The following is a 12866-nucleotide window of genomic DNA, read 5'->3' on the forward strand; positions in this document are numbered from 1 at the left end:
GGTCGGGCGCGATGCGTTGTGGCGCACACTTTGCTCCGGCAGCGTTAGCTTGTGAAACGGGTTTTCCTGCTAGCTGTTATCGATTTAGTCGATATAGGGCTTGAGGTGGCCGGAGAAACCGCTTGCATCGCAGTTTTGGTTTCCCTACACTTACCAAAACGTTTTTGTTAGCGGAAATCCATAACATCTGAGGCGAACTGCGCACAGACGCAGCGGCTTGGCCACCGGCCACCGCACAACCGCCCGGCACACCAAACGAGGAGCCTTTAAATGTCCCACGCCGCCCCCGCGCCGGTGGACGAACTGCTGCCATGGCGGCGCCTGTTCGTCTTCGGCCTCCAGCATGTCCTTGTCATGGCCGCGTCTCCGATCGCGTCCGTGTTCCTGATGAGCAAGGCGCTCAACTTCCCGCCCGCGCTGGCGGTGCAACTGCTCAGCGCCACCTTCGTGATCTGCGGGCTGGGCACGCTGCTGCAGTCGCTCGGCAAGCGCGGCATCGGCGCCAGGCTGCCGTTCGTGATGCTGCCCGGCGGCGCGCCGATCGTGCTGTTTATCCTGATCGCGCAACAGACCGACGTGCAGACCGCTGCCGGCGCGGTGATCCTGACCGGCGTCTTCTATTTCTGCGTGCTGCCGGTGTTCCGGCGCTGCCTGCGGTATTTCCCGCCGGTGGTGGTGGGGACGATGCTGCTGCTGGTGGCGATCAACCTTGCGCAGGTATCGGGCCGGCTGGTCGCGGGGCATCCTGCCGCGGGCACCACGGTCGATCCGCTCAACCTGCTGCTGGCGTTTGCCACCATCGCCTGCACGGTGGCCGCGTCGCGGTTGCTGACGGGCATGCTGGCGCAGCTGGCAATCCTGCTGGGATTGCTGGGCGGGGCGCTGGTCGCGGCGCTGACCGGTGCCTTCCATGTCGGCCATGTGTCGATGACGCCGGTCATCGCGCTGCCCACGCCGTTCCCGTTCGGCATGCCGACCTTCGACGTGGTGGCCGCGATCCCGCTGATGGTGTTCGCCGTGATCTCGATGGTGGAGGCGACCGGCCAGACGCTGGCGATCAGCGATGCGGTCGGCAAGCCGGTGGACCAGCAGCGCGACGTGCCGCGCACCATCCGCGCGGATGCGCTGACCTCGCTGGTGGGCGGGATGTTCGGCACCTCGCTGGTCATCACCAGCGGCGAGAACATCGGCATCGTCCGTGCGACCGGCGTGCGCTCGCGCTTCGTCACCGCGGTGTCGGGCGCGATCCTGGTGGTGTTCGGGCTGCTGGTGCCGGTGTCGTCGCTGATCAGCGCGATCCCCGAGGCGGTGGTAGGCGGCACCGGGCTGGTGGTGTTCTGCATCGTCGGCACCATGGGCATCGACATGCTGCGCAAGGTCGACCTGCGCCATCACGCCAACATGTATGTCGTCGCGGTGGCGCTGGCAGTGGGCCTGCTGCCGATCCTGGTGCCTGGCATCTATGGCGGGCTGCCGGCCAACCTGCGCATCCTGGTCGGCAATGGCGTGGCCATGGGCGCCATCACCGCCGCGCTGCTCAACTTCCTGTTCTTCCACACGGGCTTGCGTGCCGCGGCACCGGCCCCGGCGGTCGGCGACGATGCCGCCGCCACGCACTGATCCCGTTTCCTGAATCGCAATGACTCGACACGATGCAACCTCGCCGGCCTGGCCCGGTGAAAATACTCCGGCACTGCTGCCGGACCTGTTCAAGCAACCGCGCATCCTGCTGCCGGAATGGACGCTGCTGCGCCAGGGCGCGGTGCGCGGGCATGCGGTGGTAGTGGAGGATGGCCAATTCACGGCCGTGGGCAGCGCCGATGAGGTGAAGGCAAGGTTCCCTGAACTGGAAACCCTCCCGCTGCCGCGCATGCTGCTGATGCCGGGCATGATCGACACGCACCACCACCTGACGCAGTCGTTCGGCAAGTCGCTGGTGTTCGGCGAGCCGTCCGAAATCTTCCGTCGCGTCTGGGTGCCGCTGGAGGGCAGCCTGACGGCGGAGCACCTGTACCTGTCGTCCAAGCTGGCGGCGCTGGAAGCGCTGCGCGGCGGCTTTACCACCGTGGTCGATGCCGGCACGCGCAGCGAGGCGGGGCTGGATGCGATCGCGCGCGCGGTCACCGATGCCGGCGTGCGCTGCGTGCTGGGACTGATCTGCAACGACAAGCCCGGCGCCGAAACGCTCGACGCCGCGCCAATCCTGCGCCGCGCCGCCGCGCACCTGGACAAGTACGCCAGCGACCCGCTGGTGGCGCCGTCGCTGGCGATCTCGATCCCCGAAGTGGCCTCCGACGCGATGCTGCACCACGTCTACCAGCTCTGCGCCGAGTCTGGCCGCATCTTCCAGACCCACGCCAACGAGCATCTGGTCGCGGTGGAGCGCTCGCTCAACGCCTGCGGCCGCCGGCCCATCGAACACCTGGCGGCGGTCGGCGCACTGGGGCCGGCGGCGCTGCTGGCGCATGCCACGCTGGTGACGCCGCAAGAGATCCGCCTGCTGGCCGATACCGGCGCGGCGGTGGCCTACAACCCCGTAGCCAGCGCGTGGAAGGGCAACGCGGTAGCGCCCGCCGAAACCATGGCGACCTTCGGCGTGCGCCTGGGCCTCGGCACCGACGGCACCCGCAGCGACGCCTTCCGCCTGCTCGACTACGCCGAGGCGGCGCAACGCTTTGCCTTCGGCATCGGCGTGGGCGATTCGTCGTGCGGCGCCGGCTGGCGCTGGGTCGACATGGCCACGCATGACGCCGCCGATGTCGCGGGGCTGGGCGCACTGACCGGCGAGATTGCCACCGGCAAGCGCGCCGACTTCCTGCTGGTCGACCTCGACGTGCCCGAGCTGGCGCCGTCGTGGGACCTGACCTGGGAGTTGGTGCGACTGGCCAATCGCGACCAGATCCGCGCGGTGTTTGTCGACGGCAGCCTGCGCCTGTGGCAAGGCTGGCCAACCGACTGGGATGCCCGCGCGCTGATGCAGGCCATCCACGCCATGGCCGCGGACACCGTCGCGAACGCGCCGATCCGCAAGCTGCATGACGCGGCCGACGTGCACCGCGCGCGCCATGCCTCCGGCATCGCAACCGGCGAGGCAGCGTGACGATGGACATGACGTGGTTCAGTGTCGGCGTGGCGGTCTTCACCGGCGCGCTGATCCAGGGCGCGACCGGCATGGGCTTCGCGCTGATCGTGGTGCCGGTGCTGGCGCTGGCCGCGCCGGCGATGCTGCCGGGCGCGTTGCTGCTGGCGATGCTGCCGCTCAATGCCTATGTAGCCTGGCGCGAGCGCCACGCCATTGACCTGCGCGGCGCGGGCTGGATCAGCGCCGGGCGGCTGGCGGGCACCTTCGGCGGGCTGTGGGTGCTGGTGGCGATGCCGATGGCGTGGCTCAATGCGCTGGTCGGCGGCAGCACCATTGCGGCCGCGCTGGCCTCATTGCTGGCGCCGGCCTTTACGCCGGGGCGGCTGACGTTTGCCTCGACCGGGCTGATCACCGGCGTCACCGAGACCGCCACCGGCGTGGGCGGCCCGCCGCTGGCGCTGGCCTACCAGCACGCGCCGGTGGCAACGCTGCGCGCGACCGTGGCGCTGTGCTTCCTGGTCGGCGAAGTGATTTCGCTGGTGGTGCTGGCGCTGAGCGGCAAGCTCGGCATGGAGCAGGTGTTCTACGCCGCCGGCCTGTTGCCGGTGCTGGGCGTGGGCATGGTGGCCAGCCATCTGGTGCACCGGCGCATCAACCAGCGCATGCTGCGCATCGGCGTGCTGGTGTTCGCGCTGGTGTCGGGTGCGGTGGTGCTGCTGCGCGGCTAGGCCAGGGGCTATGCGGCTGGCGTCGACGAGGCCCGCACCACCAGTTCGGGTGCGGGCCCGGCGATCACCGTGTGGCTGCGATCGCCGGAGAGGTGGGCGAACAACAACTCTACCGCCAGCGACGCCACCCGCTCCAGATGCAGGTTGACCGCGGTGATCGGCGGCTGCGCGCCGCGGGCGCGGATGCCGTCGTAACGGGTGGCCAGCAGCACGTCGTCGGGCACGCGCTTGCCCAGGCTTTGCAGGTGGGCCATCGCGCCCACCGCAAACGCATCGACCGGCGCGCACAGCGCATCGAGCTGCGGCATCTGCGCCAGCAGCTGCGCGCAGGCATCGGCACCGCCGGCTTCGCCGCGTTCCTCGGGCGCCTTGGCGATGTGGCAGGGCAGGCCGGCCGCCTGCGTGAATTCGCGATAGGCGCGCTCGGTTTCCACATATGACTGCCGCGGCGCGGCGCCGATCATCAGGCCGATATGCCGGCGGCCATGTCCATGCAGGTGTTCCAGCAGCAGGCGCGCGGTTTCGGCGGATTGCAGGTCGACGCAAGGCACCGGCGTCTCGGTCAGCGGCTCGCGCCCGATCGACACGATGCTGACGCCGCGCTCGCGCAGCCGTGCGATATGCGGGTCGCCGGCAATCGGCTCGATCACGATGGCGCCGTCGATATCGAGCGTATCGAGCAATCCGCCCGCGCCTTCCAGCGGCGGCACCAGCACCACGCCAAGCCCGCGCCCCATTGCCGCTTCGGCCGCGATCGCCGCCACTTCCATCATAAACCCCAGCCGCGACGTCCCGCCCGCCACCGCGAACGGCATCGACGACAGCAGCGCGATGCAGTTGGCGCGGCCCGACTGCAGCCGCTGCGCACGCACGCTGGGCCGGTAGCCCAGTTCCGCCGCGATGCGCTTGACGCGCGCGCGCGTGGCCGGGTCCAGCACGCCGCGGTCGTTCAGCGCGTGCGAGACCGTGGTCAGCGACACGCCGGCGGCGCGGGCAACGTCGTGGATGGTGAGGCGGCGGGGGCGGTCTGGCGTGGAATCGGTCATGCCGGGTTTGAGCTGGGAATCAGCCGGAGCATACATCAGCGGACATGGGCAGGTCAGCGGCGCGCGCCTTGCCCGGTTGGCGCCGACGACAATTCCTTCCAATGCTCGCGCGTGAATGCGTAGAGCGTGTCGAGCGCCGGCGACAGCACGCCGAACAATCGGCGCCTTCGACGCCGCGGGAGCGGATGCCATTTCCGCCCGCATGGAGTCTGCACTGGCCTGAGACAGCAGGCCTCAGGTATGGAACTCGCCGGTGGGGGCATCCGAAGAAGGCGGTTGCTCCCAGCCGCTGCGCTCGAATTCGGCGATCACCTGCGCCCCGAGCAACAAGAGTGTCGCCGCGATCTCCAGGCTCAGCAGCACCACGATCGCGGTGGTCAGCGAGCCATAGACCCGTCCCACCTGCGACAGCGTGGTGAAGTACCACACCAGCACATGGCGCGAGATCTCCCACAGCACCGCGGCGAGCACAGCGCCGCACAGGGCATGGCGCAGCGACAGCCGGCCCACCGGCATCACCATGTAGATCGACGTCAGCAGCAGGATCTCGCCCAGGAAGCCGAGCAGGTATAGGAGGGTGGTGGAAAGCCGGTCGAGCGACCAGTCATGGCCCAGCACTTCCACGTGACGTTCGCCGATGGCGATCAGCCCGCCCGAGACCAATGTCACCAGCAGCAGCCCTACACTCAGCACCGCGATATAGCAGTAAGGCAGCACCGCCGAGATCAGGAAATGCCGGCGCCGGATCGCCACCCGATGGACGAAGATCACCGACATGGCGTTTTCCAGCACGGTAAACGCCAGCGAGCTGAAAAACAGCATCGTGCCCAGCAAGACCCAGCCGACCGTGGCGCGGCTGCGCAGGAACGACGCCAGCTCGGGCACCAGCGCCCTGGACTGTCCCGGCACCACCCACTCCAGGTAGCGCGCCAGCGTCGACAGCAACAGCCGTGGGTCGATCACATGCGACAGCGCGATGACCATCAGGATCAGCAACGGCACGATGGACAGCAGCGCGTAATACGCAACCGCGCCGGCAAGCAGCAGGCCCTGGTTGGCGCGAAACTGGAGCAGCGTGCGCCACAGGAAGCGCCCCGGATGACGGAGCAGGTCGCGGACGCGGGCGTCGAGAAGCTGCATGGGGGGCACCGGAGAGTGCAGGTGCCGACATTATGCGTCGGCGGGCGCCCATGTGTCCGGCCCGAGGTGCCGGCAGCGCCCGCGCCGCGACGGCTTGCGCCGCGCGAAAATCAGATCTTGATGTCGATGGTCTGGCCCAGATGCGGCGGATTGCTGGCCGCAACCGGCTGGGGCATGGCCTGCAGCAGTGCAGCCACGCCTTGTGCCTGCATGTCCAGCGACTTGCGCAGCATCAGCAGGCCCACCGCATCGGCGCCCGGATCGCCAGCCAGGCCGGCGGTGACATTGGAAATTTCCATGAAGAGGATTCCTTGGTGAAGGTTGGGAGGGACGGCGGAACGGAACTGCCGCCAACACCCAATGACGGCCCCGGCCGTTCAACCTTGAGGGTGGCGCCTGTTCTTGAATGCTTCCGGCACGACCGAATATCACAGCTCCTGCCCTTCATCGATCACTTTCCGGCGTAGCTTTCAGGCTGCCCCGCGACAGTCGCCCATGCCTGCCACTCGCTACGCCAGCGGCGCCTCCGCCGGCGCCTGCGGCGCCCCGGCCGCCCGCCGCAAACAACCCAGCATCGCTGCCACCGCCGCGCGCGATTCGCCGTCCGCGCGCCAGTACATCGACACCGAGCCGAACCCCGCCAGCCGCAGCGGCACGATGCGCAGTGCCCCAAGTTCTTCCAGCCGGCGTGCGGTACGGTGCGAGGCCAGCCCGACCATGTCGCTGTTGTTGAACAGGGTCAGGTTCAGCACGGTAGAGTTGCTTTCCACGCAGTCCGCCGGCAGCGCGCGCCCGGCGCTGGCCAGCGCGCCTTCCAGCGCGTTGCGGATCGGCGTGCCGCGTGGCCAGACCACCCAGCGGTGGCGGTACAGGTCGTCCCAGGCAACCTTGCCGCCCTGTAGCAGCGGGTGCCGCGGCCGGGCGACGAAGTGGATCGGCTCCATGTAGAGCGATTCGGTGCGCATCTGCGCGTCCTGCAACTCCGGCGCAGAACGGCCCACCACAATATCCAGCTCGCTGCGCGCGAGCTGCCCCATCAGCCGGTCCATGGTGGTTTCCAGCAGCCGCACACTGGCGCGGGGCATCTGCTGCAGCAATTGCAGCGCGGCCAGCGGCACCGTGTCGGCCGCCGAGGCGCCCGAGGTGCCCACCACTACCAGCCCGCTGCCGCCGTCGCGCATGGCCTGCAGGTCGTCGCGGGCGGTGTCGAGTTGCGCCTCGATCCGGCGCGCGTGCTCGATCAGCGACTCGCCGTAGGGCGTGGGCCGCAGGCCGCGCGCCTGGCGCTCGAACAGCGGCAGGCCGATATCGTCCTCCAGGTCTTTCAGCCACTTGGAAAGCCCGGGCTGGGTGGTGTTCAGCATGGCGGCGGACTGGCTCATGTTGCCGGTCTCGGCCAGGCTCAGCAGCATCTGCAGGTTGCGCAGGCGCAGTCTCTGGGTCCAGTCCATGGTGAGTGACCTATACGGTAAATAGTATCGATAAGATGAAAAGTTCATTTCAAATCTTATAGGGCGCGGCGTATAACGACAACACAGACGGTGCGCAGTCATCCAGGCACCCACCCAAAAGCGCTCTCAAAACGCCCTGTGCGAAGTTACGGAGACAGCATGTCCGAGCACACCCCAGACCCGGCCCGCGTGGCCTACTACGAAGAAATCGGCCGCAGCCACATGACCCCGTTGTGGGAGTCGCTGCACGCCCTGGTGCCGCCACAGCCGCGGCCGCAGATTGTTCCCGCCATCTGGAAGTACGCGCAGATCCGCCCGCTGGTGATGCAGGCCGGCGGCGTCATCAGCGCCGAGGAAGCGGTGCGCCGCGTGCTGGTGCTGGAGAACCCCGGCATCCCTGGCAAGTCCAGCATTACCTCAACGCTGTATGCCGGCCTGCAGCTGATCCTGCCCGGCGAGATCGCCCCCAGTCACCGTCATACGCAATCGGCGCTGCGCTTTATCGTCGAAGGCAAGGGCGCCTGGACCGCCGTCAACGGCGAACGCACCACCATGCATCCCGGCGATTTCATCATCACTCCGTCGTGGACCTGGCATGACCATGGCAACCCCGGCGTGGAAGACGGCGGCGAGCCGGTGGTGTGGCTCGACGGACTGGACATCCCGCTGGTGCAGCAGTTCGACGCCGGCTTTGCCGAGAACTACCCCGAGTCGCAGCAGCCCGTGACCCGCGCCGAAGGCGACAGCTTTGCCCGCTTCGGCCACAACATGGTGCCGGTGCGGCACCGCGTGATTGATCCCACTTCGCCGGTCTTCAGCTACCCGTACGCGCGGTCGCGCGAGGCGCTGGACCAGCTCTACCGCAACGGCGAGCTCGATCCCTGGGATGGCGTCAAGCTGCGCTACGTCAACCCGGCCACCGGCGGCTGGCCGATGCCGACCATCGCCACCTTCATGCAGTACCTGCCCGCGGGTTTCCAGGGCAAGACCTACCGCAGCACCGACGCCACCGTGTACAGCGTGGTGGAAGGGCGCGGCACGGTGCGCATCGGCGATGCACAGTTCCAGTTCGAGCCGCGCGATGTGTTCGTGGCGCCGTCATGGGCGCCGGTGCAGCTCGGCGCGCTGGAAGACGCCGTGCTGTTCAGCTATTCCGACCGGCCGGTACTGTCCGCGCTGAACCTGCTGCGCGAATCGCGCACCTGAGCCCGCCAACCCTGACCACAGCCGCCGCGCGCGGTGCCGGCCGGCACCGCCGGGCCGGCGCTCACCTGACAAATCCTTGGAAGCCTTGACCATGTCCTACGTCTTCACGCCCCCCGCCACCGTAGCCATCCCCGTTGCCGGCAGCGATGACCAGTTCGCCGTGCGCCGCGTCTACTGCGTGGGCCGCAACTACGCCGCCCACGCCCGTGAAATGGGCTTCGATCCCGACCGCGAGCCGCCGTTCTTCTTCTGCAAGCCGGCCGACGCCATCGTCCCGGTGCAGGCCGGCACCACGCTCGACCTGCCATACCCGGCGCAGACGCAGAACTACCACTACGAGGCCGAGCTGGTGGCCGTGGTCGGCAAGGGCGGTTCCGACATCCCGGTGGAGCAGGCGCTGGAGCACGTCTGGGGCTATGCCGTCGGCCTCGACATGACCCGCCGCGACCTGCAGATGAAGATGCGCGAGATGGGCCGCCCGTGGGAAATCGGCAAGGCCTTCGACGCCTCGGCGCCGGTCGGCCCGATCCACCGTGCCAGCGATATCGGCCACCCGCAGCAGGCCGGCCTCTGGCTGACGGTCAACGGTGAAACCAAACAACGCAGCACCGTGGCACACCTGATCTGGTCGGTGGCCGAGACCGTGGCCTACCTGTCGCAGTTTTTCCGCCTGGAACCGGGCGACGTCATTTTCACCGGCACGCCCGAAGGCGTGGGCGCGGTCAAGGCCGGCGACACCATGGTCACCGGCGTCGACGGGCTGGGCGAACTGACCGTGCGCGTGGTCTGACCCCGCGCCAGGCACAGCACACAGGCAATCCGACCATGCAGCTCTACAGCTTCTTCAACAGCTCGACCTCCTACCGCGTGCGTATCGCGCTGGCCCTCAAGGGCCTGCCGTATGACTACCTGGGCGTCAATATCCGCACCGGCCAGCACCGCGAAGCCGAATACGTCGACGGCATCAACCCGTCCGCTTCCGTGCCCGCGCTGGTCGATGGCGACTTCACGCTGGGGCAGTCGTTCGCGATCATCGACTACCTGGACGCGCGCCATCCCGAGCCGTGCCTGCTGCCGCAAGACCCCGGGCAGCGCGCGCGCGTGCTGGAGCTGTCGATGCTGATCGGCTGCGATATCCACCCGGTCAACAACCTGCGCGTGCTGCGCTACCTGCAAGACGTACTGAAGGCCACGCCCGAGCAGAAGGACGCCTGGTACCGGCACTGGATCGACGAAGGCATGGCCGGTGTCGAGCGGCTGCTCGCGCGCCACGGCCATGGCAAGTGGTGCTTCGGCAACGCGCCCACGCTGGCCGATGTCGCGCTGGTTCCGCAGGTAGCCAACGCGCTGCGGATGGGCTGCGACCTCAGCGCGTACCCGCGTGCCATGGCGGCCTATGCCCACGCCAGCGAGCATCCGGCCTTCGCCCAGGCGGCGCCGACACGCCAGCCAGATTTCATCGCCTGACGCCAGCGGCGCAGGCCAGGAGACAAGCATGAGCAGCACCAACAACGCGACCGGCAAGGTCCTTATCATCGGCGGCGGCATCGGCGGCATCGGCGGCCTGGCCGCGGCGCTGGCGCTGGCACGCCAGGGCATCCGCATCGAACTGCTGGAACAGGCCGAGCAGATCGGCGAGATCGGTGCCGGCATCCAGCTGGCCGCCAATGCCTTTGCCGCGCTGGATGCGCTGGGCGTGGGCGAGGCCGCGCGCGGCCGCGCGGTCTTTACCGATTACCTCAGCCTGCGCGACGCCATCGACACCCGCGTCATCGCGCAAGTCGATGTCGGGCAGGCGTACCGCGAGCGCTTCGGCAACCCGTATGCGGTGATCCATCGCGCCGACATCCACCTGTCGATCCTGGAGGCGGTGCAGGATCATCCGCTGATCACCTTCCGCACCAGCACCCGCGTGGAGCAACTGCTGCAGGACGACCACGGCGTGACCGTGATCGACCAGCACGGCGAACACCACCGCGGCGACGCGGTGATCGGCTGCGACGGCGTCAAGTCCGCGATCCGCCAGGCGCTGATCGGCGACGAGGCACGCGTGACCGGCCACGTGGTCTACCGCGCCGTGGTCGACGTGGCCAACATGCCCCGGGACCTGCAGGTCAACGCCCCGGTGGTGTGGGCCGGCCCGCACTGCCACCTGGTGCATTACCCGCTGCGTGGCGGCCAGCAGTACAACCTGGTGGTGACCTTCCACAGCCGCGAACAGGAAACCTGGGGTGTGCGCGACGGCAGCAAGGAAGAAGTGCTGTCGTATTTCGAGGGCATCCACCCGCTGCCGCACCAGATGCTGGACCGGCCGAACTCGTGGAAGCGCTGGGCCACCGCCGACCGCGACCCGGTCGAGCGCTGGAGCTTCGGCCGCGCCACCATCCTCGGCGATGCCGCGCATCCGATGACGCAGTACGTTGCGCAGGGCGCCTGCCAGGCGCTGGAAGATGCCGTGACGCTGGGCGCGGCGGTGAAAGCGGCGGATGGCGACTACGCTACGGCCTTCAAGTTGTACGAGCAGGCCCGCATCCCCCGCACCGCGCGCGTGCTTTACGCCGCGCGCGACATGGGGCGTGTCTACCACGCCAAGGGCGTCGATCGCCTGGTGCGCAACAGCCTGTGGACCGGTCGCAGCCAGTCCCAGTTCTACGACGCGCTGCGGTGGCTGCACGGCTGGCGCGCGGAGAACTGCCTGAGCCCCACGCCGTGGCTGTAAGCCGCTGAGCGCGGCGCTTTTCCCCGCAATGACCCGATAGCAATCCGGCGGCCCATGCCGCCGCCGGGCCCTCGCACGCCCCTAATCCTGGCATCAAGGAGGAGACACCATGCCTGCCAGCCAACCGCTTGACGTCACCGCGTTCATCGACCGCCAGCCGCTGTCGGCGTTCCAGGTGACCATCGTCGTACTGTGCTTCCTGATCGTCGCCGTCGACGGCTTCGATACCGCCGCGATCGGCTTTATCGCGCCCGCCATCCGCGCCGAATGGCAATTGACGCCGGCACAGCTGGCGCCGCTGTTCGGCGCCGGGCTCGGCGGCCTGATGGCCGGCGCCTTCCTGTTCGGCCCGCTGGCCGACCGCTTTGGCCGCAAGGGCGTGCTGGTGCTGTCGGTGCTGTTCTTCGGCGCGGCCAGCCTGGCTTCTGCTTGGTCGAATGACCTGTGGACGCTGGTGCTGCTGCGCTTCCTGACCGGGCTGGGCCTGGGCGGCGCCATGCCCAACGCGATCACGCTGACCTCGGAGTTCTGCCCGGACAAGCGCCGCTCTTTCCTGGTCACCACCATGTTCTGCGGCTTCACGCTGGGCTCCGCCTTCGGCGGCCTGGCCTCGGCCGGGCTGATCGACGCCTTCGGCTGGCGCTCGGTGCTGGTGGCCGGCGGCGTGCTGCCGCTGCTGCTGGCGGTGGCGCTGGTCTGGATGCTGCCGGAATCGGTGCGCCACCTGGTGATGACCGGCAAGTCTCGCGAGCGCATCGTCGCCACGCTGCAGAAGATCGCCCCGCATGAAGACCTGCGCAATGCCAGCTTCGCGGTGGGCGGGCAGCGGGTCACCACCTCGCCGGTGCGGCACCTGTTCCGCCCCGAGCTGCTGCGTGGCACGCTGCTGTTCTGGCTGACGTTCTTCATGAGCCTGCTGGTGATCTACCTGCTGTCGAGCTGGCTGCCGACGCTGCTGCGCAGCACCGGGCATTCGCTGCGCACGGCTGCGCTGGTGACGACCATGTTCCAGGTCGGCGGCACGGTGGGCGCCATCGCGCTGGGCTGGCTGATGGACCGGATCAATCCGCACTATGTGCTGGCTTCCAGCTATTCGCTGGCGGCGGTGTGCATCGCGGCGGTTGGCAGCTTTGCATCTGAACCGGTCGCCGCGGGGTTTGCGGTGTTCCTGGCGGGGTTCTGCATTTCCGGATCGCAGGTGGGGGCCAATGCGCTGTCGGCCAGCTTCTATCCGACGGACTGCCGCGCCACCGGCGTGAGCTGGGCCAATGGGGTGGGGCGCATGGGCTCGGTGGTTGGGTCCGTGGGCGGTGCGACGATGTTGTCGTTGGGAGTGGGGATGCCGGCGCTGTTCGTGCTGATCGGGGTGCCGGCATTGGTTGCCGGGATGTCGATGTTCTCGCTGGGCGTGGTCAGGCGGGAGAGGACGGTGGAGAGGCTGGCGGTCTGACCTGGGCTTCGACCGGGGTGGTCGTGGCTACATGGCCGCGCAGG

12 protein-coding genes are annotated in these 12866 nt (G+C 68.5%); 8 read left to right on the plus strand and 4 right to left on the minus strand.

Annotated features, from left to right (window positions below; all coding sequences use genetic code 11):
• Window positions 1–270: 270 nt before the first annotated feature.
• From CTP10_RS21090 to CTP10_RS21100, 3 genes are read left to right on the plus strand one after another with little or no spacing between them, the layout of a single operon-like run.
• Window positions 271–1620 carry a uracil-xanthine permease family protein gene (locus CTP10_RS21090; RefSeq protein ID WP_116319690.1) on the plus strand — a complete coding sequence of 450 codons (1350 nt, stop codon included), beginning with the start codon at window positions 271–273 and terminating at the stop codon, window positions 1618–1620.
• Window positions 1621–1639: 19 nt separating this feature from the next.
• Window positions 1640–3100, plus strand: a complete 1461-nt coding sequence (locus CTP10_RS21095; RefSeq protein WP_116319689.1) for an amidohydrolase family protein — start codon at window positions 1640–1642, stop codon at window positions 3098–3100.
• A gap of 2 nt (window positions 3101–3102) precedes the next feature.
• Window positions 3103–3810 carry a sulfite exporter TauE/SafE family protein gene (locus CTP10_RS21100; RefSeq protein WP_116319688.1) on the plus strand — a complete coding sequence of 236 codons (708 nt, stop codon included), beginning with the start codon at window positions 3103–3105 and terminating at the stop codon, window positions 3808–3810.
• Window positions 3811–3818: 8 nt separating this feature from the next.
• Here CTP10_RS21100 and CTP10_RS21105 read toward each other — a convergent pair whose 3' ends face one another.
• The 4 genes from CTP10_RS21105 to CTP10_RS21120 all read right to left on the minus strand — a co-directional run bounded on the left by CTP10_RS21105 (window position 3819) and on the right by CTP10_RS21120 (window position 7447).
• Complete coding sequence (locus CTP10_RS21105) at window positions 3819–4856, minus strand: LacI family DNA-binding transcriptional regulator (RefSeq protein WP_116319687.1); 1038 nt, start codon at window positions 4854–4856, stop codon at window positions 3819–3821.
• Window positions 4857–5090: 234 nt separating this feature from the next.
• Window positions 5091–5996, minus strand: coding sequence for a YihY/virulence factor BrkB family protein (locus tag CTP10_RS21110; RefSeq protein ID WP_116319686.1), 906 nt, complete (start codon window positions 5994–5996; stop codon window positions 5091–5093).
• Window positions 5997–6106: 110 nt separating this feature from the next.
• Complete coding sequence (locus CTP10_RS21115) at window positions 6107–6295, minus strand: YjfB family protein (RefSeq protein WP_116319685.1); 189 nt, start codon at window positions 6293–6295, stop codon at window positions 6107–6109.
• Between the two features lie 210 nt (window positions 6296–6505).
• Window positions 6506–7447, minus strand: coding sequence for a LysR family transcriptional regulator (locus CTP10_RS21120; RefSeq protein ID WP_116319684.1), 942 nt, complete (start codon window positions 7445–7447; stop codon window positions 6506–6508).
• A 159-nt stretch (window positions 7448–7606) separates the two neighbouring features.
• Here CTP10_RS21120 and gtdA point away from each other — a divergent pair, with 159 nt between their 5' ends.
• The 5 genes from gtdA (at window position 7607) to CTP10_RS21145 (ending at window position 12822) form a co-directional block, all read left to right on the plus strand.
• Window positions 7607–8653: a gentisate 1,2-dioxygenase gene (gene gtdA, locus CTP10_RS21125; RefSeq protein ID WP_116319683.1), complete on the plus strand. Its 1047-nt coding sequence runs from the start codon at window positions 7607–7609 to the stop codon at window positions 8651–8653.
• A 91-nt stretch (window positions 8654–8744) separates the two neighbouring features.
• A complete protein-coding gene (locus CTP10_RS21130) occupies window positions 8745–9443 on the plus strand; it encodes a fumarylacetoacetate hydrolase family protein (protein WP_116319682.1) in 699 nt (232 codons plus the stop codon).
• 35 nt (window positions 9444–9478) lie between these two features.
• Window positions 9479–10120, plus strand: coding sequence for a maleylacetoacetate isomerase (gene maiA / locus CTP10_RS21135; protein ID WP_116319681.1), 642 nt, complete (start codon window positions 9479–9481; stop codon window positions 10118–10120).
• A 28-nt stretch (window positions 10121–10148) separates the two neighbouring features.
• Entirely contained in the window at window positions 10149–11372 is a 1224-nt protein-coding gene (locus CTP10_RS21140; RefSeq protein ID WP_116319680.1) for a 3-hydroxybenzoate 6-monooxygenase, read from the plus strand.
• 109 nt (window positions 11373–11481) lie between these two features.
• A complete protein-coding gene (locus CTP10_RS21145; protein ID WP_116319679.1) occupies window positions 11482–12822 on the plus strand; it encodes an MFS transporter in 1341 nt (446 codons plus the stop codon).
• Window positions 12823–12866: the final 44 nt, after the last annotated feature.

It is taken from the genome of Cupriavidus sp. P-10, from assembly GCF_003402535.2.
In the GTDB taxonomy this organism is placed as follows: domain Bacteria; phylum Pseudomonadota; class Gammaproteobacteria; order Burkholderiales; family Burkholderiaceae; genus Cupriavidus.

What these genes read in the sequence shown, in the direction of transcription:
- CTP10_RS21090 (WP_116319690.1), top strand. Translation starts at nt 271, where the DNA reads ATGTCCCACGCCGCCCCCGCGCCGGTGGACGAACTGCTGCCATGGCGG.
- CTP10_RS21100 (WP_116319688.1), top strand. Translation starts at nt 3,103, where the DNA reads ATGGACATGACGTGGTTCAGTGTCGGCGTGGCGGTCTTCACCGGCGCG.
- CTP10_RS21130 (WP_116319682.1), top strand. Translation starts at nt 8,745, where the DNA reads ATGTCCTACGTCTTCACGCCCCCCGCCACCGTAGCCATCCCCGTTGCC.
- CTP10_RS21145 (WP_116319679.1), top strand. Translation starts at nt 11,482, where the DNA reads ATGCCTGCCAGCCAACCGCTTGACGTCACCGCGTTCATCGACCGCCAG.
- CTP10_RS21095 (WP_116319689.1), top strand. Translation starts at nt 1,640, where the DNA reads ATGACTCGACACGATGCAACCTCGCCGGCCTGGCCCGGTGAAAATACT.
- CTP10_RS21110 (WP_116319686.1), bottom strand. Translation starts at nt 5,996, where the DNA reads ATGCAGCTTCTCGACGCCCGCGTCCGCGACCTGCTCCGTCATCCGGGG.
- gtdA (WP_116319683.1), top strand. Translation starts at nt 7,607, where the DNA reads ATGTCCGAGCACACCCCAGACCCGGCCCGCGTGGCCTACTACGAAGAA.
- maiA (WP_116319681.1), top strand. Translation starts at nt 9,479, where the DNA reads ATGCAGCTCTACAGCTTCTTCAACAGCTCGACCTCCTACCGCGTGCGT.
- CTP10_RS21115 (WP_116319685.1), bottom strand. Translation starts at nt 6,295, where the DNA reads ATGGAAATTTCCAATGTCACCGCCGGCCTGGCTGGCGATCCGGGCGCC.
- CTP10_RS21120 (WP_116319684.1), bottom strand. Translation starts at nt 7,447, where the DNA reads ATGGACTGGACCCAGAGACTGCGCCTGCGCAACCTGCAGATGCTGCTG.
- CTP10_RS21105 (WP_116319687.1), bottom strand. Translation starts at nt 4,856, where the DNA reads ATGACCGATTCCACGCCAGACCGCCCCCGCCGCCTCACCATCCACGAC.
- CTP10_RS21140 (WP_116319680.1), top strand. Translation starts at nt 10,149, where the DNA reads ATGAGCAGCACCAACAACGCGACCGGCAAGGTCCTTATCATCGGCGGC.